This is a genomic window from Nocardia sp. bgisy134 (assembly GCF_057708325.1).
Genome location: NZ_JBYIRW010000005.1, coordinates 129,869 through 153,662 on the forward strand (window position 1 = coordinate 129,869; position 23,794 = coordinate 153,662).

Sequence of the window (23,794 nt, forward strand, 5' to 3'; positions counted from 1 at the left end):
GAGAAATCAGACACCCCGGTTTGCTACGGGCGCGTCTACCGGGAACTGGGGGTTTGCCGGAGTAGAAACACCTCTCGTGGCTGAAGTTGCGTGTGGTAAATGGGGGAAGGCACGTCGTCGCGGCGGACGCACGACGCGCGGCCGATTCGCCCTGCTCGCCACCGCCCTGGTGCTACCACTCGCCGCCGGAACCACCCCGCTGACCGCGCCCGCCGCGGCCCAGCCCGCGACCGTGCCCGCCGCGGCCTCGGTGCAGAACGTGATCTGGCTCGGTGACCGCCGGGTGGCGCTGTGGGTGAACTCGCCGTCCATGGGCGCGCCGGTGCAGGTGCAGCTGCTGCTGGCCAGGGAATGGAACGCTCGGCCGGACGCCAGGTTCCCCGTGCTGTTCATGCTCGACGGCCTGCGCGCCACCGAGGACGAGAGCGGCTGGACCAAGGACGCGGGCGCCGTCGACTTCTTCACCGACAAGAACGTCACGGTGGTGCTGCCGATCGGCGGCCAGTCCAGCTTCTACTCCGACTGGCTGCAGCCGGACAACGGCAGGAACTACAAGTGGGAGACGTTCCTGACCAAGGAGCTGCCGCCGCTGCTGGAGAGCCAGTGGCGAGCCACGGATGTGCGTGGCATGCAAGGTCTTTCGATGGGCGGCACGGCGGCGATGTTCCTCGCCGGGCGCAATCCGGGTTTCGCCAAATACGCCGCCTCGTACTCGGGCTTCCTCACCACGACCACGCTCGGCATGCCACAGGCCATCGAGTACGCCATGCGCGACGCGGGCGGTTTCGACTCGGCCGCGATGTGGGGCCCGCCGACCAGCCAGGAGTGGCAGAACCACGACCCGTACACGCTGGCCGACCGGTTGAAGGGCATCAGCCTCTACGTCTCCAGCGGCAGCGGCACGACCGGGCCGTTCGATCAGGCCGCGGGCATCATCCCCGGCGTGAGCACCAACTACGCGGGTATGGGCCTGGAGGTCCTGTCCCGGCTCACCTCGGAGAACTTCGTCGCCAAGCTGGCCCAGCTGTCCATTCCGGCGCAGGTCAACTACCGCGCCTCGGGTACCCACACGTGGCCGTACTGGGATTTCGAGATGCGCCAGTCCTGGACGCAGGCGGCGTCCGCGCTCGGGGTGGAAGCGAGCAAGCCCGCGTGCGCGCCCGCGGAACCGATCGGCGCCGCGCTGGCCGCGAACGGCTGGCTGGGCGAGTGCCTCACCGCGGAGTACCAGGTGCCGGGTGGCGTCGCGCAGGAGTTCCGCGGTGGCCGCATGTTCTTCTCGCCGGAGACCGGGGCACACGCGGTCGCGGGCATGATCGGCGGCGGTTACCAGGCCGCGCACGGACCCGCGGGCCCGCTCGGGCTGCCGACCGGCGCCGAACGCGCGCTGCCCGACGGCCGCGGACGGTTCCAGCCGTTCCAGCACGGCTCGCTGTATTGGACGCCACAGACCGGCGCCCAAGTGGTGCGCGGCGCGATCCTCGACGAATGGGGCAGACAGGGCTTCGAGCGCGGACCGGCGGGCTATCCGACCGCGCCCGAGGTCAAGACGCCGAACAAGGACGGCGCGGTGCAGGCGTTCGAAGCCGGCCCGTTCTACTACAGCGCCAAGACCGGCGTGCACCGAGTGCAGGGCCTGATCCTCGCCAAGTACGCCGAGCTGGGTTACGAGAACAGCTGGCTGGGTTTCCCTGCGGAAGAGGAACTTCCGCTGAAGGATCTCGGTCGCTACAGCCGATTCGAGGGCGGCAACGTCTACTGGAGTCCGCTCTCCGGCGCGTGGGCGGTGCGCAACGGACCCGTGCTGGACGCCTGGCAAGGCGTCGGCTTCGAGCACGGCAAACTCGGCTATCCGATCAGCGACGAATTCGCGATTCCCGGCGGGGTGCGGCAGAACTTCCAAGTCGGGTTCATCACGGTGCGTGATGGCAAATCGGAGGTTCACGGCCTTTGATTCCGACCGGTCTGTCGGGTGACTGACGGCGGCTGGCCGGTCGTTGCCATTACCCTGGGGGCGACCGATCCCCCTTGCCGACAGATCGAGGACAGAAATTCATGCATCGGACCCGTGGAAAGGTACTGGGCGTTGCCGTGGCGATCGCCGCTACCGGCCTGCTCGCCGCTTGCGGTGACAACGACTCGACCGCGACGAGCACGCCGAGGCTGACGCCGACCACGACTGCGTCGCAGCCTGCCGCCGCGACGACCAGTCCCGCCGAGGGCAGCCACGAGGGCCACCAGAGCACGCCGGCCCCCGCCCCCGAGCAGGCACCGCCGCCCGCCGACACCGCCGCGCCGGAGCGCCCGCAGCCGGTGCCGACCAACGAGGTGCCGCCCGCGGACACCTCCAACCTCACCGAAAAGGACCGCAAGTTTCTCGACGCGCTGAAGGCGCAGGGCGTGACACCGTCCAGCCCGGACATCGCGCTGAGCATCGGCAGCTATGTCTGCCAGGGTGTCGCCGCGGGCGCTTCCGAGGCTGATCTGACCACGTTCGTCAATGCCATGGCCGGTTCCGATCCGTCCTTCGACCCGGCCAAGATGTCGGTGGAGCAGGCCGGGCAGATCTACATCCAGACGGCCAAGCAGAACTACTGCCAGTGAGTGCGCGTCGCGGTTCGAGACCCCGCCGGATAGGGCCGGCGGGGTGCCTGGTGTTACTCGCGGTCATCGCGTTGATCGTCGTCGTGGTGATCCTGCTGTGGTTCCTGCTGGCCGGACGGCTGCGGGTGCCGAAACCGGGACCCGAGCCGCCGACGCCGCCCACGTCACAGCCCGCCACCTGTCCGGACGTGCAGATGATCTCGGTGCCGGGCACGTGGGAGTCGAACAGCACGGACGACCCGCACAACCCGGCGGCCAATCCGCTGTCGCTGATGCTCAACATCTCCGGTCCGGTGCAGCAGCAGTTCCCCGCCGAGCGGGTCGACGTCTACACCGTGCCGTACGTGGCGCAGTTCTCGAACCCGGTGGCGATCCCGCCGGACGGCCAGCAGTCCTACAACAACAGCCGCTCCGAGGGCGCCCAGCGGATGGTCGACGCGATGACCGAGCGGGCCCGTGAATGCCCCTTGACCACCTACGTGATCGCCGGGTTCTCGCAGGGTGCGGTGATCGCGGGCGATATCGCCGCGCAGATCGGGGCGGGCAAGGGTCCGGTTCCGGCCGATCGGGTGCTCGGCGTCACGCTGATCGCCGACGGTCGCCGCGTCGCCGGCGCCGAACCCGGTGGGGCCATCCCGGTCGGTACGCCGCCGCCCGGCGTCGGCGCCGAGGTCGCGCTGGCGGGCCTGAAGGTACCGGGCATCACGATGACTGGTCCGCGGGGCGGTTTCGGCGCGCTCGCCGACCGCACATACACCATCTGCGCCCCAGGCGATTTGATCTGTGATTCACCGCAGCAAGCGCTGAATCCGGTGAACTGGATTCCCAGTGTGGTCACGCTGGTGCGCGCGGTCGGGAATCCGGTGCACGCTCTCTACAACGGATTCGTGGTGGACGGAAACGGCACCACGGCGACGCAGTGGACGGCGGGCTGGGCGAGCGGTCTGATCGAGGGAGCCCCTCGACCGCCGCATTCGTGAGATGGCACAAACCACGCGGACGCAGGCGTGTGTTCGGCCAGTCCGTGCCGCCGCAAACGCACGGGAGTTCGTCGGTACGTTGTAAAGTGCGCTGATGATCGCGACTACCCCCCAGTATCGGGGGCGGGATTCGCGCCGCATTTCCTTACAGCCAGGAGCATGAGTTCATGACACAAGCCGCCGCCACGGCCGGTGAGCTGACCGCATTGGGCACCCCGTTGCGTCCTTTTCGCTTCGCGGCTGCGGGCGAGGGGAACAAGCAAGAGGGCGGAGCCCGCAAGTTCGTTCAGACGGCGCAGCAGGCCGAGGAGTACGGCTACGACACCTTCGTCGTGCCGGATCACCTCGGTGACCAGATCGGTCCGATCGCCGCGCTCGGCGCACTGACCCAGGCCACCGAGAAGATCCGCCTCGGAACCTCGGTGCTCGCCAACGGTTTCCGGCACCCCGTGGTGCTCGCCAAGGATCTGGCCACCATCGACGTGCTGTCGAAGGGCCGTCTCGAGGTGGGCCTCGGCGCGGGCTGGAAGCAGGACGAGTACCAGGCCGCGGGCTTGGTCTACGACTCCCCGGGCGTGCGTCTCGCCAAGCTCGACGAGGCGCTGACCATTCTGGATGTGCTGCTGCGCGGTCAGGAATGCACCTTCGAGGGCAAGTACTACCAGGTCAACGGCATCAAGGGCACCCCGCGTCCGCGGCAGGGCCCGCGCCCGCCGATCTGCACCGGCGGCGGCGGACCGAAGATGCTGCGCCTGGCCGCCAAGCACGCCGACATCATCTCCGTCGTTCCGGTCACCACCAAGAACGGCAAGGGTCTGCTCTCCGGCATCACCATGGAGAAGACCATCGAGAAGGTGAATCTGATCAAGGAGGCCGCGGGCGAGCGGTTCGATCAGATCGAGCTGAACTGGGCCATCACCGCGATCGTCATCACCGACGATCGGGAGAAGACCGCCGAGATGGCGCTCTCGGCCATCGAGCGCGGTCTGCACCCCGATCTCGAGGTGGACACCAAGCTCTCGGTCGAGGACATTCTGAATTCGCCTTACGTGGCGATCGGAACGTTCGAGGAGATCGCCGAACAGATCCGTCGTGTGCGACAACTCACTTCGATGTCGTATGTCGGGGTGTTCCCCACCCAGATGGACGCGTTCGCACCGGTTATCCCCCTGCTGCGGGACGAGTGACCCGGTCTTCTCTGTAACATGACTCTGGTTTGAGAACATTTAGCCGATAGCGGTCACCGCGCAGACCGCGTGAAAATCTGCAGGTTCGGCTCTAAGACGAAGAGCACCCGCGGGCGAAAGCGAGTCGGGGCCTCACAGGTAGGTGACGGGCGGCGGTGCCGCCGTCTTGCTGCGTGTGCCTCGGAGGAGAAGAAGGAATGGACGAGACTTTCGACGACTACCTGGACGAGACCGGGAACATCCGTATTCCCGAGGATCACACCCTGGTCGATCACGTCGAGAAGCACACCCGCAACGACGCGAACACGCTCGCGTACCGCTACATCGACTACTCGCGGGAACGCGATGGTGAGGTACACGAGCTGACGTGGCAGCAATTCGGTGTCCGGCTGCGCGCGGTGGCCGCCCGACTGCAGCAGGTGACCAAGCGGGGCGACCGTGTCGCGATCCTGGCTCCGCAGGGCCTCGACTACGTGGTCTCCTTCTTCGCCGCCATCTACGCGGGCACCATCTCGGTGCCGCTGTTCGACCCGGACGAGCCCGGCCACACCGACCGCCTGCACGCCGTGCTCGGCGACTGTGAGCCCTCCGCCATCCTGACCGCGAGCTCCTCCGCGGCCGGGGTGCGTCAGTTCTTCCGCGCGCTACCCGCCGCGCAGCGCCCGCGCATCATCGCCGTCGACGCGATCCCCGACAGCGTCGGCGAGACCTGGGTGCGCCCGGACATCAAGATCGACGACATCGCCTACCTGCAGTACACCTCGGGCTCGACCCGGGTACCGGCCGGCGTGGAGATCACCCACCGCGCCGTCGGCACCAACCTGCTGCAGATGGTCCACTCCATCAATCTGGACTGGAACTCGCGCGGCGTCACCTGGCTGCCGCTGTTCCACGACATGGGCCTGCTGACGGTGATCCTGCCCGCGGTGGGCGGCAAGTACATCACCATCATGTCGCCGAGCGCGTTCGTGCGCCGCCCGTACCGCTGGATCAAGGAACTGGCCGCGGTCTCCGACGGCGCCGGAACCTTCGCCGCCGCACCGAACTTCGCCTTCGAGCACGCCGCGGCGCGCGGTCTGCCGAAGCCGGGCGAGTCGCTGGATCTGTCGAACGTCATCGGCCTGATCAACGGCAGCGAGCCGGTCACCACCTCCTCGATGCGGAAGTTCAACGAGGCCTTCGCGCCGTTCGGCCTGCCCAAGACCGCCATCAAGCCCTGCTACGGCATGGCCGAGGCGACCCTGTTCGTCTCGGCGACCAAGGCCGAGGACGAGGCCAAGGTCGTCTACGTGGACCGCAACGAGCTCAATGCCGGCCGGATGGTGAAGGTCGAGCAGGACGCCGAGGCCGCCATCGCGCAGGTGTCCTGCGGTTACGTGGCCCGGTCGCAGTGGGCCGTGATCGTGGACCCGGAGACCGTCGAGAACGACGGCGGCGGCCACGAGCTGCCCGACGGCCGGGTCGGCGAGATCTGGCTGCACGGCAACAACATGGGCATCGGCTACTGGGGCAGGCCCGAGGAAACCGCGAAGACCTTCCAGAACAAGATCACCGAGCCGCTCGTCGAGGGCAGCCACACCGAGGGCGCCGAGTCCGACGCGCACTGGATGCGCACCGGCGACTACGGCGTGTACTTCGAGGGCGAGCTGTACATCACCGGCCGCGTGAAGGACCTGGTGATCGTGGACGGCCGCAACCACTACCCGCAGGACCTCGAGTACTCGGCGCAGGAAGCCAGCAAGGCGCTGCGCCCCGGCTTCGTCGCCGCGTTCGCGGTGCCCGCCAACCAGCTGCCCGCCGAGGTCTTCGAGCAGGGCAGCCACTCGGGCCTGAAGTCCTTCGACGCCGACGACGCCTCCGAGCAGCTCGTCATCGTCGGCGAGCGCGGGCCTGGCGCGGGCAAGGCCGATCCGCTGCCGATCGCCGACGCGGTGCGCGCGGCGGTCTCGCAGCGCCACGGCGTCACCGTGCGCGACGTGCTGCTGGTGCCCGCGGGCTCGATCCCGCGCACCTCCAGCGGCAAGATCGCCCGGCGCGCCTGCAAGACTGCTTATCTGGAGGGAACCTTGCGGGGCGGTTACACCCAGCAGGCTTTCCCCGATGCACCGGAAGAGTAATTGCCCAGGGTGAGTTAGAGGCCGATCATCGACGCTCGGCGCGGATCTCATCCACGCCGAGCGTCAATCCACGGCGCGCCCGGTACGCAGACAGGTAGCTTGAGGAATTGATGGCTGACAACGAGGGCACGCCCACCCAGACGACCGAAACCGCGTCCGCCGCCACGGAAGGCACGGCCGCGCCCGCCACCGCCGACATGTCGGTGAACGAACTGCGAGAGTGGTTGCGCCGCTGGGTCGCCGACGCGACCGGCCAGCCGATCGAGCAGATCACGGTGGATCGGCCGATGGAGGAATTCGGGCTCGCCTCGCGCGACGCCCTCGCCCTCGGCGGCGACATCGAGGAACTCACCGGTGTGGTGCTCACGGCGACCGTCGTCTACCAGCACCCGACCATCGCGTCGCTGGCCGAGGTCATCGTCAACGGTGAGCCCGAGGCGCCCGAGGAGTCGGCCGACGACTCTTTCTACACCGCCGGCTACACCCCCGGCGAGGCGCACGACATCGCGATCGTCGGTCTGTCCACCAGGCTGCCCGGCGCGGGCGACACCCCGGAGTCGACCTGGGAGTTCCTGATCAATCGCGGCGACGCGATCCGGGAGCTGCCGGAAGGTCGCTGGGAAGAGTTCACCGCCGACCCGAACATGAAGCAGATCGTCGAGGGGAGCAACACCCTCGGCGGCTACCTGGATCAGGACGTGGTCAAGGGCTTCGACGCGGAGTTCTTCGCGATGTCGCCGATCGAGGTCGAGCGGGTCGACCCGCAGCAGCGCCTGATGATGGAGCTCACCTGGGAGGCGCTCGAGCACGCCAGGATTCCGGCCAGCGAGCTCAAGGGCGAGTCGGTCGGCATGTTCGTCGGCTCGTCCACCCAGGACTTCCAGTTGATCGCCGCGCTCGGTCTCGGCGATCGTGACCCGAACCTGCCCATCTCGGCGGAGGCCTACGCGCTGCTCGGCGCGTCGACGGGCATCATCGCCAACCGCGTCTCTTACTTCTTCGACTTCCGCGGCCCCTCGGTCACCGTCGACACGGCGTGCTCGTCCACGATCGTCGCCGTGCACCAGGCTGTGCGCGCGCTGCGCGACGGCGACGCCGACCTGGCGCTGGCCGGTGGCGTGAACATGATCCTGGCTCCGGTGGCCACGCTCGGCTTCGAGAAGAACGGCGCGATCGCCGCGAACGGCCGGATCAAGGCTTTCTCCGCCGACGCCGACGGCTTCGTCCGCTCCGAGGGCGCCGGCCTCGTGGTGCTCAAGCGCGTGGCCGACGCCGAACGGGACGGCGACAAGATCTACGCGGTCATCAAGGGTTCCGCGGTGAACAACGACGGCCGTTCCAACGGTCTGTTCGCGCCGAACCCGGACGCCCAGGCCGACGTGCTGCGCGCCGCCTACCGCGACGCGGGCATCAAGCCCTCCACCGTCGACTACATCGAGGCGCACGGCACCGGCACCCTGATCGGCGACCCGATCGAGGCGGACGCGCTCGGCCGGGTGGTCGGCCGCGGCCGCGACGCCGACAAGCCCGCGCTGCTCGGTTCGGCCAAGACCAACTTCGGCCACCTCGAGTCCGGCGCGGGCGTGCCCGCCCTGGCGAAGGTGGTGATGGCGTTCCAGCACAACGTCATTCCGCCGAACCTCAACTACGCGGGCCCGAACCCGTACATCCCGTTCGAGCAGGCGCACCTGAAGGTGGTCGACGCGCCGACCGAGTTCCCGCGCTACAGCGGCGTCGCCACCGTCGGCATCTCCGGCTTCGGTTTCGGCGGCACCAACGCGCACGTCGTGCTTCAGGAATACGTGGCGGCCGCTGCCGCGCCCGCACTTCAGGAGGACGTGGCGGCCGCTGCCGCGCCCGCTGAGGCTGCGTCCTCCGAGCTTTCTGCTGAGCAGAACCTGGACGACGAGACCACCGACGTGGTCGCGGAGGCCACCGAGATCGTCGCCGAGGCCGGGGCGGAAGCCGCGGAGGCGCCCGCCGAGTGGTCGACGGACCGCGAAGAGCCGCTGCCGGTGATCCTCGCGGTGTCCGGCTACCTGCCCTCCCGGCGCAAGCGCGCCGCCGCCGTGCTGGCCGACTGGCTGGAGTCCGGCGCGGGTCGCGACGTCCCGCTCGCCGACGTGGCCCGTTCGCTGGCCAAGCGCAGCCACTGGCGTTCGCGCGGCGTCGTGCTCGCCAAGACGCACGAGGAGGCGATCGCCGGTCTGCGCGCCATCGCCGCGGGCAAGCCGGGTACCGGCGTGTTCACCGCCGACGCTCCCGCCGCGCAGGGCCCGGTCTGGGTGCTCGCCGGTTTCGGCGCGCAGCACCGCAAGATGGGCAAGCAGCTCTACCTGGAGAACGCGATCTTCCGCGCCACCGTCGACGAGGTCGACGAGCTGGTGCAGGACGAGGCCGGTTACTCGGTGCGCGAGCTGATCCTGGACGACGCCCAGGACTACAACGTCGGCACCTCGCAGGTCGGCATCTTCACCATCCAGATCGGTCTCGCCGCGCTGCTGCGCGCGCACGGCGCCGAGCCCACCGCCGTCGTCGGCCACTCGATGGGTGAGGTCGCGGGCGCGTACATCGCGGGCGGCCTCGCGCTCGAGGACGCGGTGCGGGTGATCTGCGCCCGTTCGCGCCTGATGGGCGAGGGCGAGGCGATGATCACCGACGCTGACGTGCGCAACATGGCGCTCGTCGAACTGAGCGCCGCGGACATCGAGGCCATGCTGCCGGAGTACCCGGACGTGGAGGTCGCGGTGTACGCCGCGCCGACCAACACGGTGATCGGCGGCCCGACCGACCAGGTGCAGGCGATCGTCGCCAAGGTCGAGGAGGCGGGCAAGTTCGCCCGCGTGCTCCAGACCCGCGGCGCGGGCCACACCTCGCAGATGGATCCGCTGCTCGGCGAGCTGGCCGCGGAACTGGCGGGCATCGAGCCGACCCGCATGAAGGCGGGCCTGTACTCGACGGTGAACAAGGAGCAGTTCTACCGTCCCGGCCACGACCCGATCCACGACGAGGACTACTGGGTCAAGAACATGCGCCACAGCGTGTACTTCACCAACGCGGTGAAGCTCGCGGTGGACTCCGGGCACACCACGTTCCTGGAGCTCGCGCCCAATTCCGTTGCGCTGATGCAGGTTCTCGGCACCACCTTCGCGGCCGGGCTGCACGACGCGCAGCTCATCCCGACGCTCAAGCGCAAGGAAGACGAGCCTGCGGGCGTGATCTCCGCGCTGGCCCAGCTCTACGTGCACGGCCACGCCGTCGACCTGTCCTCGCTGCTGCCCGCGGGCGAGTACGCCGATGTGCCGCGAACGGTGTTCGTGCGCAAGGAGTTCTGGCCGCAGAGCCGGATGTCCAGCGGCAGCGGCAACACCAGGGTTCCCGGTGCGCACGTCGCGCTGCCGGACGGCCGCCACGTCTGGGAGGTGCAGGCGGGCGTCGTCACCGATCTGGCCGCGCTGGTGAATTCCGCCGCGGCGCAGGTGCTCAGCGATGTCGCGGTGGGTGCTTCGATCACCCACGCCGCGCTGCCCGCCGCCGGAACGCTGACCACCACGCTGACCCCGCACCTCGGCGGCGCGTCGGCGCAGGTACACGCCAAGGAGGGCAACGCCTTCCGCCTGCTGTTCGAGGCCGTTGTCACCTCCGGCGCCGCGCTGCCGGAAACCGCTGTGGCGCAACCGGTCACCGAGACCGCTGTGGCGACCGTGGCGGAGGCCGAGGTCGTGGAGACCTTCGGCGACCGCTGGGATCCCCACGGCAGCCAGACCATCGAGGATCGGCTGGCGATCATCGTCGCCGAGTCCATGGGCTACGCCGTCGAGGACCTGCCGATGGAGATCCCGCTCATGGAGCTGGGTCTGGACTCGCTGATGGCCATGCGCATCAAGAACCGCGTCGAGTACGAATTCGACATCCCGCAGTTGCAGATCCAGGCCGTGCGCGACGCCAACCTCAACGAGGTCGGCAAGGTGCTGCGCTACGCCATCGAGCACCGCGACGAGGTGCAGGCCATCGCCGACAAGCAGGCCGCGGGTGAGGAGATCGCCGTCGACGGCAATGTTCTCGCGGCGGCGCGTTCGGCGCTGGAGTCGGGCGTTGACCCGGCCGCGGCGGTGAAGGCCGCGGGCGCGCCGGTGCCCGGGCTGGACGCCGAGAACACCACGGTCCAGGCCGAGGCGGAGAAGATCGTCGCCGAAGCCGAATCGGCCGCCGCGGCGCCGCAGGCCGCTCCTGCCGCCGCGGCGCAGCAGGCGACCCCGGCCGTCGCTCCTGCCGAGGCGGCCGCGGTGTTCGGCGGCCAGACGGAGAGCTCCGCCGCCGACGACGATGTGCCGCCGCGCGACGCCGCCGAGCGGTTGACCTTCGCCAGCTGGGCGGTCGTCACCGGCAAGTCGGCGGGCGGCATCTTCAACACCCTGCCGATCCTGGAGGAAGAGGTCGCCGAGAAGCTGGCGGCTCGCCTCACCGAGCGGGTCGGTGCCGAGGTCACCCTCGACGACGTGCTCGACTGCGAGACGATCGAACAGCTGGCCGACGTGGTGCGCCAGCTCCAGGACAGCGGCGCCGACGTGGACGGTTTCGTCCGGCCGCTGCGTGCGCGCGCCGAGGGGTCGAACGCGGTGCCGGTCTTCGTGTTCCACCCCGCCGGTGGCAACACCCTGGTGTACGAGCCGCTGCTCAAGCGGCTGCCCGCCGACACGCCGATGTACGGCTTCGAGCGAGTCGACGGCTCCATCGAGGAGCGGGCCCGCCAGTACCTGCCCGAGCTGCGCAAGTTGCAGGGCAACGGACCGTACGTGCTGTACGGCTGGTCGCTTGGCGCGGTCCTGGCGCTGCAGGTCGCGCAGCTGCTGCGGGCCGAGGGCGCGGACGTGCGGCTGGTCGGCCTGATCGACCTGGCGATCCCGGTCCAGAACGAGGACAACAGCCCCGCCGAGCGGGTGCGCCGGATCGAGCGTTTCCAGGTCTTCGCCAGGAAGACCTACAACGTCCCCGGCGAGCTGGATCGCGGGCAGATCGAAGAACTGGCCGCCGCCAGTGACGAAGAGCAGTACAAGATGATCACCGACCTCATCAAGATGAGCGGTGCGAAGATTCCGGGCGGCGTACTCGAACACCAGCGCACCTCCTGGATCGAACAGCGGGCGCTGCAACAGATCCAGCCGAGTCGCTACGACGGCGACGTCGTGCTCTACCTCGCCGATCGCTACCACGACGGCGCCATCGAGCTGGAGCCCCGCTACGCGGACCGGCGCCCGAACGGCGGCTGGGACGAGTACATCGAGAGCCTCGAGATCGTGCACATTCCCGGTGATCATTTGCAGATCGTCGACGAGCCGCGGATCGGCAGGATCGGTACCGACCTGACCGCGAAGCTCGGGGAAATCGAGGCGAAAGGCGCATAGTGAGCACTACTGCCGAAAAACTCGCCGACCTGCGTAAACGTCTCGAACTGGCGCAGGAACCGGCGGGGGAAGCGGGAGTCGCGAAGCGGGCCAAGAAAGGTATTCCCAGCGCCCGCGACCGGATCAACATGCTGATCGATCCGGGAACCTTCGTGGAACTCGGCGCGCTGGTGCGCAAGCCGGGTGATCCCGCCGCGCTGTACGGCGACGGCGTCGTCACCGGACACGGCCTGGTGGACGGTAGACCGGTGGCGGTGTTCTCCCACGACCAGACCGTGTACGGCGGGTCGGTCGGCGAGATGTTCGGCCGCAAGGTCGCCTACATCCTGGAGTACGCCGCCAAGGTCGGCTGCCCGGTCGTCGGCATCAACGACTCCGGCGGCGCGCGCGTCCAGGAGGCCGTCACCTCGCTGGCCTGGTACGCGGAACTCGGTCGGCGCCAGGAGCCGCTGTCCGGCCTGGTGCCGCAGATCTCGATGATCCTCGGCAAGTGCGCGGGCGGCGCGGTGTACGCCCCGATCAACACCGATGTGGTGGTGGCGACCGAAGAGGCGTACATGTTCGTCACCGGACCGAAGGTGATCCGCGAGGTCACCGGCGAGGACGTGAGCCTCGAGGAGCTGGGCGGCGCGCAGAGCCAGGCCGAGTACGGCAACATCCATCACGTCGCCAAGGACGAGACGGCCGCGTTCCAGTGGGTGCGCGAGTACCTCGGCTTCCTGCCGACGAGCTGCCAGGAGCTGGCCCCGATCGTGAATCCCGGCCTGGAGCCGGAGCCCACCGACACCGATCGCGAGCTGGACTCGCTCGTGCCGGACTCCGACAACGCGGGCTACGACATGCACGAGATCCTGCTGCGCATCTTCGACGACGGCGATTTTCACGAGGTCGGCGCGAGCGCGGGGCGCAATATCATCACCGGCTTCGCCCGGGTGGACGGCCGCAGCGTCGGCGTCGTCGCCAATCAGCCGATGGTGTACGCCGGTGCGCTCGACGCCCGCGCCTCGGACAAGGCGGCGCACTTCGTCCGGCTCTGCGACGCCTTCGAGCTCCCGCTCGTCTTCGTGGTCGACACGCCCGGGTTCCTGCCCGGCGTGGAGCAGGAGAAGATCGGCGTCATCAAGCGCGGCGGACGCTTCCTGTTCTCCTTCGTGGAGGCGACCGTGCCCAAGGTCACGGTGGTGATTCGCAAGTCCTATGGCGGCGGCTACGCGGTGATGGGCTCCAAGCAGCTCGGCGCCGACGTGAACCTGGCCTGGCCGACGGCCCGCATCGCGGTGATGGGCGCGGAGAGCGCCGTGAGCCTGATCGGGGCGAAACAGATCGAGGCCGCGCCGGAGGCGCAGCGCGCCGCGGTGCGCAAGCAGATGATCGACTTCTACAACGCGACCGTGGCGACGCCGTGGGTGGCCGCCGAGCGCGGATACATCGATGCCGTCATCGAGCCGTCCAGCACCCGGCTGGAGCTACGCAGGGCGTTGCATCTGCTGCGGGACAAGCAGCTCGCGCGCAACCCGCGCAAGCACCATCTGCTGCCGCTGTAATTCGTGGTGAACTGGAATCGGGCCGTACTCCCTGGGGAGACGGCCCGATTCGCGTTTCCTACGGTCGTCAGCCGATCTTCGCGGACGTGATGACAACCGAGTCGAGCGGCACGTCCTGGTGCATACCCGCCGAGCCGGTGGCCACGCCGGCGATCTTGTCGACCACCTCGGTGCCCTCGACGACGGAGCCGAACACCGTGTAGCCCCAGCCGGACGGGGTGGGAGCCGAGTGGTTCAGGAAGTCGTTGTTCGCGACGTTGATGAAGAACTGAGCGGTGGCCGAGTGCGGGTCGTTGGTGCGGGCCATCGCGACCGTGTACTTGTTGTTCTTGAGGCCGTTGTTCGCCTCGTTCTGGATGGGGGCGTTGGTGCCCTTCTGGCGCATGTCGGGCTGGAAACCGCCGCCCTGGATCATGAAGTTCGGGATCACGCGGTGGAAAATCGTGCCGTCGTAGTGGCCGGCGTTCACGTAGTCCACGAAGTTCTGCACCGTCTTGGGCGCCTTCTCCGCGTCCAACTCCAGGACGATCGCTCCGAAATTCGTCTCGAGATTCACCTTGGTCATACCCACACCTTTCCATTCACCGGGTATTGGGTCACCAAGTCGGGTCCACTTTCGGGGCGAAAAGTACCCTCGGCCCGAAATTCGATGAACTCGTCGCGCGCTTCCGGGACCCGTCGTCGTCCCGTTACCCGCTAGCATTGCGAACCGTGCCCGACGTCGCTACTGCTGTCTTGACGAAGCCTCCCGCCGCACCCGAAGTCCGACCGAAGGATTTTCGGGCGGCGCGAATAGTCGCGCTGGTGGCCGGTGTGCTCGGGGCGCTGCTGGCGCTGGCCACGCCGTTCCTGCCCGTCGAGCAGACCACGGCGGTGCTGAAATGGCCGCAGGGCGGCACGCTCGGCAACGTGCAGGCGCCGCTGATGTCGCAGGTGCCGACCGACCTGCGGGCGAGCATCCCGTGTTCGTCGGTGGCGGCACTGCCCGAGCAGGGCGGCATGCTGCTGGCGACCGCGCCGCCGCAGGGCGACCGCGCGGCGCTGGAGGCGATCTTCGTCCGGGTCTCCGATACGTCCGTCGACGTGGTGAACCGCAACGCGGTGGTGGCCTCGGCCGAGCGGGCACGGATGGGCGAGTGCTCCTCGATCGTCATCACGTCGGATCACCACCGCACCTTCGCCGCGTTCCAGGGCATGATGCTGAAGGTCGACCGTCCCGTCGAGGGCGGCGCGCCCGGGCAGACCGAGACGGTGCAGGTGCCCGCCGAGGGCCAGATGCCCGGTGATTTCCGGCCGCAGGTGGTCGGCGTCTTCTCGGATCTGAAGGGCGCGGTGCCCGCCGGTCTGTCCTTCGACATGACCGTCGACACCCGGTTCAGCACCAGCCCGACGCTCGTCAAGCTGATCGCGATGATTGCCGCGGTGCTCTGTACGCTCGTCGCCCTCGCCGCGCTGGCCCGCCTCGACGGCAGCGATGGCCGCGGCCACCGCCGTTTCCTGCCCGCGCACTGGCTGAAGCCGACCTGGGCCGACGGCGCCGTGATCGGCACCCTGCTGCTGTGGCACTTCGTCGGGGCCAACACCTCCGACGACGGCTACATCCTGAGCATGGTGCGGGTGGCCCCGGACGCGGGCTACATGGCCAACTACTTCCGCTGGTACGGCGTCCCCGAGGCGCCGTTCGGCTGGTACTACTACGTGATCCAGGTGTTCGCGGAGATCTCCACGGCCAGCCCGTGGGTGCGCCTGCCCGCGCTGTGCTGCGCCATCCTCTGCTGGATGGTGATCAGCCGCGAGGTGGTGCCCCGCCTCGGGCGCGGCGTGCGCACCAACAAGGTGGCGCTGTGGACCGGCGGCCTGGTGTTCCTCGCCTTCTGGCTGCCGTTCGACAACGGTTTGCGCTCGGAGCCGATCGTCGCGCTCGGCGCCCTGCTGACCTGGGTTTCGATCGAGCGCGCCATCGCGACCAGCCGCCTGCTGCCCGCCGCGGCGGCGGTGCTGATCGCCGCCTTCACGCTGGCGGCGGCGCCGACCGGTCTGATGTGTATCGCCGCGCTGCTCGCCGGTATCCGGCCGCTGGTGCGGGTCGTGGTGCGCCGTCACCGCGAACACGGCGCGCTGCCGTTGCTCGCGCCGATCGCGGCGGCGGGCCTGCTGGTGTTGACGGCGGTCTACAGCGATCAGACCTTCGCGGGCATCCAGGAAGCGAACCGGGTCCGTCAGGCCACCGGCCCGAACCTGGCCTGGTACGAGGACTACCTGCGCTACTACTACCTGTTCGTGGAGACGGTGGACGGCTCGCTCTCCCGCCGCTTCGCCTTCCTCGTCATGCTGCTGTGCCTGTTCACCACCATGCTGGTACTGCTGCGGCGCAGGCGGGTGCCCGGCATCGCGAGCGGCCCGACGTGGCGGCTGATGGGCATCGTCCTCGGCACGATCTTCTTCATGATGTTCAACCCGACGAAGTGGACCCACCACTTCGGCGCGTACGCGGGCATCGCCGGTTCGCTGGCCGCGGTCACCGCGGTCGCGGTCTCGGCCAGCGCGTTGCGGGCCCGTAAGAACCGGGCCATCTTCCTCGCGGGTCTGCTGTTCGTGCTGGCGATCGCGTTCTCCGGCATCAACGGCTACTGGTACGTCTCCAGCTTCGGCGTGCCGTGGTTCGACAAGCAGATCTCGCTGAGCGGCTACTCGTCGAACACGCTGATGCTTGTTCTTTTCGGTCTCGCGCTCGCACTGGTCGCCTGGTTCGCGCTGCGTGAGGACTACACCAAGCCGCAGCCGTCGGCGAGAACCGTGCGCGGCAGGCGAATCCGCAAGTTCGCCGCGGTCCCGCTGACCGTCGTCGCCGCGCTGATGGTGTTGCTGGAGGTGGCGTCGCTGGCCAAGGGCGCCTACTCGCAGTACCCGGCGTACTCGCTGGCCCGCTCCAACTTCGACGCCCTGGGCGGCAATATGTGCGGCCTGGCCAACGACGTGCTGGTGGAGACCGACCCGAACGGGGGCAGGCTGACGCCGATCATCGATCCGGCCAACCCGCCCGCCAACGACGACGCGCTTGGCGGCGGCAAGCCGGTGGGCTTCGATCCCAACGGCGTGCCGGACGACCTGTCCGCCGACAGCGTCGAGGTGAAGCCGGGCACCGGCAACACCTCCACCCAGTCGGTCGGCGCGGCCTTCGCCGAGGGCGAGAGCGCGGGCACCGGCGGCGGCCAGGGTGTGCGTGGCGTGAACGGCAGCACCGTCGCGCTGCCGTTCGGCCTCGACCCCTCGACGACCCCGATCATGGGCAGCTACCAGGAAGGCATGCAGCAACCGGCCGCACTGACCTCGAGCTGGTACGAACTGCCCGCGCGATCGGCCGACCGCCCGCTGGTGGTGATCTCGGCCGCCGGACGCATCATGTCCTTCGACGACACCGGCGCGATGAAGTACGGCCAGTCGCTGACCGTGGACTACGGTCGCCGCCTGCCCGACGGCTCGGTGGAGAAGCTCGGCACGTACCTGCCGCGCGATATCGGCCCGTTCCCGTCCTGGCGCAACCTGCGGGTGCCGCTGGACGAGATCGCGCCGGAGGCCGATACCGTGCGCATCGTCGCCGAGGACCGGATTCTGATCGGTGACCAGTGGCTGGCGTTCACCCCGCCGCGGATGCCGAAGCTGAAGTCGCTCAACGACTTCCTCGGTTCGCAGCAGCCGATCCTGCTGGACTGGGCCGTCGGCCTGCAGTTCCCGTGCCAGCGGCCGTTCTACCACGAGAACGGCGTGGCCGAGGTGCCGAAGTTCCGCATCCTGCCGGACCGTCCGCTGGCCATCAGCTCCACCAACACCTGGCAGGCCGAGGAATTCGGCGGTCCGCTCGGCTTCGCGCAAATGCTGGCCAAGTCGACCACCATGCCGACCTACATGAAGGACGACTGGGCGCGCGACTGGGGTTCGCTGGAGCGCTACGACCAGTACGACCCGAACGCGAAGCCCGCCCGCCTCGAGACGGGCACCGCGAACCGGTCCGGCATGTGGTCGCCGGGAGACATGCGAGTGTTCTGACCGGACCCGAACAGTAAGCAGGGCCGTGGCGTCGGTGAACAACCGACATCACGGCCCTGTGATGTATGGGGGGGAGTGTTCCAGGAGTCTCGGTAGCGAAGGTTTTCCGGGCAGTCTGCTGAACACGGCTTTTCGGCGTCAGCCGCGTTGCCGTGGGGGTAGGTGGGTTCGGCTCAGACCTCGAGCATGCGGCGCCCGAGTTCGCGGCGCAGGACCTCCTGGGAAGGGAGGCGGCCGAGCACCCGCTGCACCGCAGGGCGTATTTCGCGCTTTTCCTCGTCGGTGAGCAGATCGACGAGATCGCGCAGATCCATGTCATCGAAGGCTGCTGTCATGCTCACAAGATTACGGTCCGAACGCGCCCGCGTCTCGTATTCGAATCATCGGTTACGGAGGTGTCACCTCGCCGAAACCGACAGTGCGTCAGCGGGTTTCGCGGGCGCCCCGAGACGAGGGGTCGCGGCAGGACGGCGGTTCGAAACCGACCGTCCAGCCTCCCCCTTCGGTAGGCGACCCGCGACCCGTTCGGCGTCCGGCTCGCCGTTATCGCGGCGGATTCCCGGCCGGGTTCAGCGCACCCGGATCGGGTCGTCCTGCGCGAGCCCGCCGCGCGTCACCTCGGTGACGCCGATCTGGGCGGGCACGGCGTCCGGGGCGTAGGGCGTGAACTGTTCCAGCGAACCCCAATCACGGGCCCAGTCGTGGTCCAGATAGCTGGGCACTGTCTCGGCCTTCGTCAGCAGTCCGGTCCAGCCGAGTGGGCCGCCGCCGATGTCGTCCTGCCAGGCGTTGGAGGCGTCGGAGCCGACCCGGTCGGGCAGGATGCGCCACTTGGGCGTCTCGGCGACGCCGTCGTGGTGGTCGAACGGCCGCTGGCACGGGAACGCCAGCCCGACGTGCCAGTCCAGCAGTACCGGATCTGTCTGTCCGACAACCGAGTTGAGGGTCGACAACCGGGGCAGGCGGGGCGGGGTGACAGCGAGCCACTGCTTGGAGGTGATGTCGTTGTCGACGGCGACCAAGCGCACCGCGTTCGCTTCGACGGGCAGCTGATCCAGCGGCACACGGAGGTTGCGCCAGGAGGGGGCCGGGCCGATGTCGAGCGGTTGCACCGAGCCGAGCGTGGTCACCGCCCCCTCGGGGCCGCGGGTGCCGTACTCCAGCTTCAGGTCCTGGCCGTAGGTCACCACGCCGTCGGCGTCCACCGTCCTGATCCGGCCCGCCGCGGTGATGGCCAGCACCCGGTAGGCGGGGTCGTTTCGCATGCTGTCGGTGAGGTCGAGGCGGTACCACTGCGAGGTCAGCGAGGACTGCTGCTGCTCGCCCTCCCGGTAGGAGCCCATGACGGGGGTGCGCGCGGGGTCGAGTCCGAACGGCAGCGCCACGGAGCTGCCGTTGATGCCCGCCTGCTGTGTGGAGCCGCCGCCGGTGCCCGCGCCGGTGGTGTTGGTCGTCTTGTTCTTCGAGTCCTTGTCCACCGTGTTCGCGCCGCCCGTCGTGGTCTCCTCCGCGTCGGCGGTGAGATCGCTCGCGACGCCGTTGGGGGAGAAGCCCTTCGACTCGGCGTTCAAGCCGTCGGCGGGCGCGCCCTCGTAGGGCAGCAGCAGCGAATCGGCGGTGTCGGTCTCGACGAGCACCTCGTCGGCCAGCGCGCACGGATTGCCGCGCAGCGACTCGACATTCGACTTGGCGATCGAGTACGCCGGGTACTGGGTGGCCGCGGCCTTGCCGAGCGAGGCGAACTCGAACAGCACGAGCAGCGCGGCGGCGACGGTCAGCGGCGCGGAGGCCAGCCGGTCGAAACCATTGACGGGCGTCGTCCTTTCGCGCCGATAGGGCTCGCGGTAGTGGAACCAGAGCGCGAGCAGCAGCGCGACGCCGGTCAGGCCGAGGAACAGCGTCGAGATGCCCTTGCCCGCCACCAGCGGCGCCTTGTCCCACCACGGCACGCCGTAGCTGGACACGTACCACCACCCGTTGGAGCCGGTGAAGGTGATCGCGAGCAGGAACAGCACGGCGGCGGCGAACAGCGCGCGGTTGCGCGCGGAGCGAATCGCCGCGGTGCCCACCGCGACAGCGGCCAGCGCCGCCAGCGATCCGGCCAGACCCGCGTACACGCCGAAGTGGTGGGTCCACTTGGTCGGCGTGAACATCATCAGGAACAGCGACGCGAACACGATGCCGAGGATGCGCACCGAAGGACCGCGCGAGGTGCCGGGGATGCGGCCCTTGCGCAGCACTTGGAGCACACAGACCAGCAGGCACAACAGCATGATCAGCACGCCGAAGCGCCGGGACAGCGAACCGTCCGGCGCGAGCATCAGCAGCGAATCCCAGCGGGTGCGCTCGTCGAACCAGGCCACGTTCGGGCCGACGATGGTGCGCACCCGGGTCGCTTCCATCACGGTCGCCAGGGTCTGATCGGCGAAAACCGCGATCAGCACCAGGGTTCCGGCCGCGAGACCGGGAAACAGCAACGCCGACCAGCGGAACACCTTGGCGCGCACGGTGTCCGTGTCCGTGCCGCGCGCCCGCTTGACGATGATCTCCAGCACCGGCCGCGATCCGGCGATCAGCGCGGCGACGCAGATCAGGCCGGTCGGACCGGCGGCCAGCGAGAAGGCCGCGATGAGCACCGCGACGGCGGCGGGCAGCAGCCTGCCGGTGGCGATCGCGCGCTCGATGGAGCACCAGGTGAGCAGCGCGCCCGCGGCGATCAGCGGTTCCGGGCGCAGTCCGTTGTCGTAGGGGAGCCAGAAGGCGAGGAAGACCAGTCCCGCGGTCCACAGCGCGACCTGGTCGCGGCGTACCCGAGCGCCGAGGCGCGGCAGCACCTCTCGGCTGATCACCAGCCAGCAGACGATTCCGGCGAGCAGCGTGGGCAGGCGCATCCACGGGCTGGCGTCGGAGATCTTGGTCATCCAGGCCAGCACCTCGTAGGACCAGCCGAACGGCGCCTCCGGCACCGCGAACCAGCGGTAGTAGTTGGCCATGTAGCCCGAATGCTCCGAGGCCCTGGCCATATTGAGGATGTATCCGTCGTCGGAGGTGTTCGCGCCGATGACGTGCCAGACCACCAGGGTGCCGAGGACGACGCCGTCGGCGGGGGTGAACCGCCACCAGTGCGCGGGCAGGAAGCGGCGGGCCCGCCTGCCGTCACCGGTGTCGAGCAGGTGCAGTGCGACGAGCGCGATGATCGTGCAGACCGCGGCCGCGATCATCGCGGCCAGCTTCAGCGCGCTCGGCGTGGAGGAGAACCGCGAGTCGATGTCGGCGTGCAGCCAGGCGCCGCCCAGCTGCTCGGCGGACAGGTCGGTGAACACGCCGACCAACTGCGGGCGGATGTCGCGGTCGATCGTGTTGCGGAAGGCGGTGCCGTCTTCGCGTCGGACTCCGGTGAATTCGACGGTGGTCGCGGCCGCGGTCGAGGAGATCTCGATGCCTCCGCAGGATCCGATCTCGACCACCGGCGCGGACAGCAGCGGAATGTCGCGTTGCAGCACCGAGAGCGTGCCGCCGGCGACCGAGACCACCAGGCCCTTGGGGCTGGCCTGGCCGGAGGCGACCGGGATGGTGGACAGCAGCGTGCTCGCGCCGGATTGCAGGGTCGAGCACGGCAGCGTGGCGTCCAGCCGCAGCGGGACGTACGACACCAGCGGCGCCTCGACCTCGGCGGCGCTCGGCTGGGGCCAGTCCAGCGTCGCCTGGTCCTGCCGCACCGGCAGCAGCGGTGTGAGCAGCGCCAGCACGAATCCGAGAAGTCCGGAGACGAGGGCGATCAGGCGGTATCTGGTGAACGCTCGAGAAGATCGGTCCGGTCGCACGGTCGTTCATGCTATCCACCCCGCGATCGTGACTCTCGGCACCGAGGGTGCGGTGGCCCGCGCGCCGTGGCGGCGGAGCCCGGCGGGTTCAGCGCACGGCGCGCACGTCCCAGACCCACACGTCGTCGACGCGCGTCGGGGCGAAGCCGAGCAATTGGGTAACGGTGCTGGTCAGCACGTCGGAGTGCTTCGTGAACGGGAGTACCAGGACGTCCGCCCGCCAGAACCGCAGATCCGCCAGCGCCGCGGCGCGTTCGTCGTCACCGATCGCCGGCACCGTTCCGGTGTCCTGCGCCTTCACCAGCAGCGCCGCGGTCTGCCGCGCCTCCGGACCGTAGCTGCCCTTCTTCTCGACGCCCGTCGGCCCGACGAAATATCCGCCCGCCAGCGGGAAGGAGAAGTCCGCGTCGGCCTGCCAGCGCAGCGCTCGGGCATCCGGAGGCCGGGGCGGCGGAATCATGACCACCGAACCGTCGCGCACGTACTCTCGCACCGTCCCGTCGGCGAAGAATCGCGGCGTGGGCGCGCGCTCGGTCACGGGCAGGACCGTCGGCGCCAACGGCAGCAGCGCGAAGGTCAGCGCCGCGAACCAGGCCAGCGGCTTCCAGTCCGTCGCCGACTGCTTCCACGAGGCCGCGGCGCGATTGGAGGCCAGCGCGAGCACCGCGGCGATGGCCGGGACGGCGGCCATCGTCAGCCGGGTCTCCAGCACCGAATTCAGCAAGGGAATCTTCTCGGCCAGCGCCCACGGCAGTTCGATGCCGGTGGGTCGCTTGCCGACCGTGGCCACCGCACCGAGCGAGAGCACGCCGAACACCGCGATCACCGCCGCCGCGGCGCGCACCACCCGGTCGCGCCAGAGCAGCGCCACGGTGGCGGTGAGCACCAGCAACAGCGGCCAGCCGAAGTAGGCGTTCTGTTCGGTGTCGTTGATGGCCACGTATTGGCCGGGGGCCCACGCGCCGCCCAGGGATTCGGACGGGAACTGCACGAGGGTCTTCAGGTCGTTGCCCATCGGACCGTGGTCGATGGAGTGATAGCTCTGCGGCCCGAAGAACTGCCACCACAGCGGGACCGCGGTGAGCAGCAACGTGAGGCCCGCGGCCGCGGCGATCGTGGGGGCCAGCGCGCGCAGCGCACGCACGCCCTGCCGCGGCTGGTGCAGGTGGTAGACCACCGCGAACAACCCGAAGGCGAGCGCGAAGATCAGCAGCGGCTCCTCGCCGAGCGCGATCTGCGACGCGACGAGCACGGCGAGCACGATCGCGTCCCGCAGCCGGTTGCGCGGCGCGGCCTGCGCGTCGAGGGCCGCGCGCGCCATCCGGATCAGCAGTCCGGCGATGATCGGGAGCAGCGCCAGCGCGACGAAGTTCGGGTGCGCGTTGGCGTGCGAGATCATCGCGGGGGCGAAGCCGCAGAACAGTCCGCCGATCGCCGCGGCCGCCCGCGACGTCACCAGCTCGCGCGCGAACAGCCGGTACCAGGCGTAGGCGGTCGCGGCCAGGCCGAGGGTGAGAGCGAGCACGAAGGTGACCGTCGGCCCGAAGAGCAGGGTGATCGGGGTGAACGGGACGCCGACGCCGAACATGGCCGTATTGGCCATCATGTTCACCCCGGCGGGGAAGTTCTGCAGGTTCGTCCCGAGCGGGTTCTCCAGGTGCGCGACCGAATGCGCGGTCACCGCGAAGAACCACTCCCACATGGTCTGGTCCTGACCACTCTTGATCAGGTAGCCACTGCCGGTGTCGCGCCATTGCCTGGAGAGCACGGCGGTGGCCAGCGCCAGGTAGGCACAGCCGACGAGCAGGTCCGCCCGGTGGACGCGCAACCGTGCGATCGCGGGGCGCTGGAGCAGTCCCGGCCGGGTGGCCGTGATACCTCCCGCCGATCGCTGTGTCGTCTCCCGATCGGCGCTGTCCAACTGCACGCGCGAACTCTCCCTCTGCCCTGCCGGAAATCAGCCGCCCACGATATAGCGATGGCGGCTGAGAGCGGGCGCCCACCGAGCCTGTGCGCCGGACGGCGCTGCCGAACGGAGTCCGTCCACAGTGCGCGCGCGGCCGGAGGTACGCCCAGTGCGTCGGTT

General features: G+C 69.2%; 12 protein-coding genes. 8 read left to right on the plus strand and 4 right to left on the minus strand.

What is annotated here, in order from left to right; genetic code table 11:
- Positions 1-76 precede the first annotated feature (76 nt).
- From AC3ERS_RS11470 to AC3ERS_RS11500, 7 genes are all read left to right on the plus strand, one after another.
- A complete protein-coding gene (locus tag AC3ERS_RS11470) occupies positions 77-1,954 on the plus strand; it encodes an alpha/beta hydrolase-fold protein (protein ID WP_431966411.1) in 1,878 nt (625 codons plus the stop codon).
- A 101-nt stretch (positions 1,955-2,055) separates the two neighbouring features.
- Positions 2,056-2,604, plus strand: coding sequence for a DUF732 domain-containing protein (locus AC3ERS_RS11475; protein ID WP_431966413.1), 549 nt, complete (start codon positions 2,056-2,058; stop codon positions 2,602-2,604).
- A complete protein-coding gene (locus AC3ERS_RS11480) occupies positions 2,601-3,584 on the plus strand; it encodes a cutinase family protein (protein WP_431966415.1) in 984 nt (327 codons plus the stop codon). The genes AC3ERS_RS11475 and AC3ERS_RS11480 overlap by 4 nt, the downstream gene beginning before the upstream one ends.
- A gap of 167 nt (positions 3,585-3,751) precedes the next feature.
- Positions 3,752-4,771, plus strand: a complete 1,020-nt coding sequence (locus AC3ERS_RS11485; RefSeq protein WP_431966417.1) for an LLM class F420-dependent oxidoreductase — start codon at positions 3,752-3,754, stop codon at positions 4,769-4,771.
- 197 nt (positions 4,772-4,968) lie between these two features.
- Positions 4,969-6,888, plus strand: coding sequence for a long-chain-fatty-acid--AMP ligase FadD32 (gene fadD32 / locus AC3ERS_RS11490; protein ID WP_431966419.1), 1,920 nt, complete (start codon positions 4,969-4,971; stop codon positions 6,886-6,888).
- A gap of 110 nt (positions 6,889-6,998) precedes the next feature.
- The gene (gene pks13, locus AC3ERS_RS11495) at positions 6,999-12,293 is read left to right on the plus strand and encodes a polyketide synthase Pks13 (RefSeq protein WP_431966421.1); all 5,295 of its coding nucleotides are present in this window, start codon (positions 6,999-7,001) and stop codon (positions 12,291-12,293) included.
- The gene (locus tag AC3ERS_RS11500; protein WP_431966779.1) at positions 12,290-13,837 is read left to right on the plus strand and encodes an acyl-CoA carboxylase subunit beta; all 1,548 of its coding nucleotides are present in this window, start codon (positions 12,290-12,292) and stop codon (positions 13,835-13,837) included. Before pks13 ends, AC3ERS_RS11500 begins: the two co-directional genes overlap by 4 nt.
- A gap of 67 nt (positions 13,838-13,904) precedes the next feature.
- Here the strand turns inward: AC3ERS_RS11500 and AC3ERS_RS11505 are convergent, their stop codons facing one another.
- Positions 13,905-14,402 (minus strand): peptidylprolyl isomerase, encoded by a 498-nt coding sequence (locus AC3ERS_RS11505; protein ID WP_431966423.1) that lies wholly within the window; start codon positions 14,400-14,402, stop codon positions 13,905-13,907.
- Positions 14,403-14,548: 146 nt separating this feature from the next.
- Here AC3ERS_RS11505 and AC3ERS_RS11510 point away from each other — a divergent pair, with 146 nt between their 5' ends.
- Positions 14,549-17,884, plus strand: a complete 3,336-nt coding sequence (locus AC3ERS_RS11510) for an arabinosyltransferase domain-containing protein (protein WP_431966425.1) — start codon at positions 14,549-14,551, stop codon at positions 17,882-17,884.
- Positions 17,885-18,057: 173 nt separating this feature from the next.
- Here AC3ERS_RS11510 and AC3ERS_RS11515 read toward each other — a convergent pair whose 3' ends face one another.
- The 3 genes from AC3ERS_RS11515 to AC3ERS_RS11525 form a co-directional block, all read right to left on the minus strand.
- On the minus strand, positions 18,058-18,219 hold the full coding sequence (locus AC3ERS_RS11515) for a hypothetical protein (protein WP_169810867.1): 162 nt from the start codon (positions 18,217-18,219) through the stop codon (positions 18,058-18,060).
- A gap of 234 nt (positions 18,220-18,453) precedes the next feature.
- Positions 18,454-21,708, minus strand: a complete 3,255-nt coding sequence (locus AC3ERS_RS11520) for an arabinosyltransferase domain-containing protein (RefSeq protein WP_431966427.1) — start codon at positions 21,706-21,708, stop codon at positions 18,454-18,456.
- 88 nt (positions 21,709-21,796) lie between these two features.
- Positions 21,797-23,635, minus strand: a complete 1,839-nt coding sequence (locus tag AC3ERS_RS11525; RefSeq protein ID WP_431966429.1) for a glycosyl transferase — start codon at positions 23,633-23,635, stop codon at positions 21,797-21,799.
- Positions 23,636-23,794 lie beyond the last annotated feature (159 nt).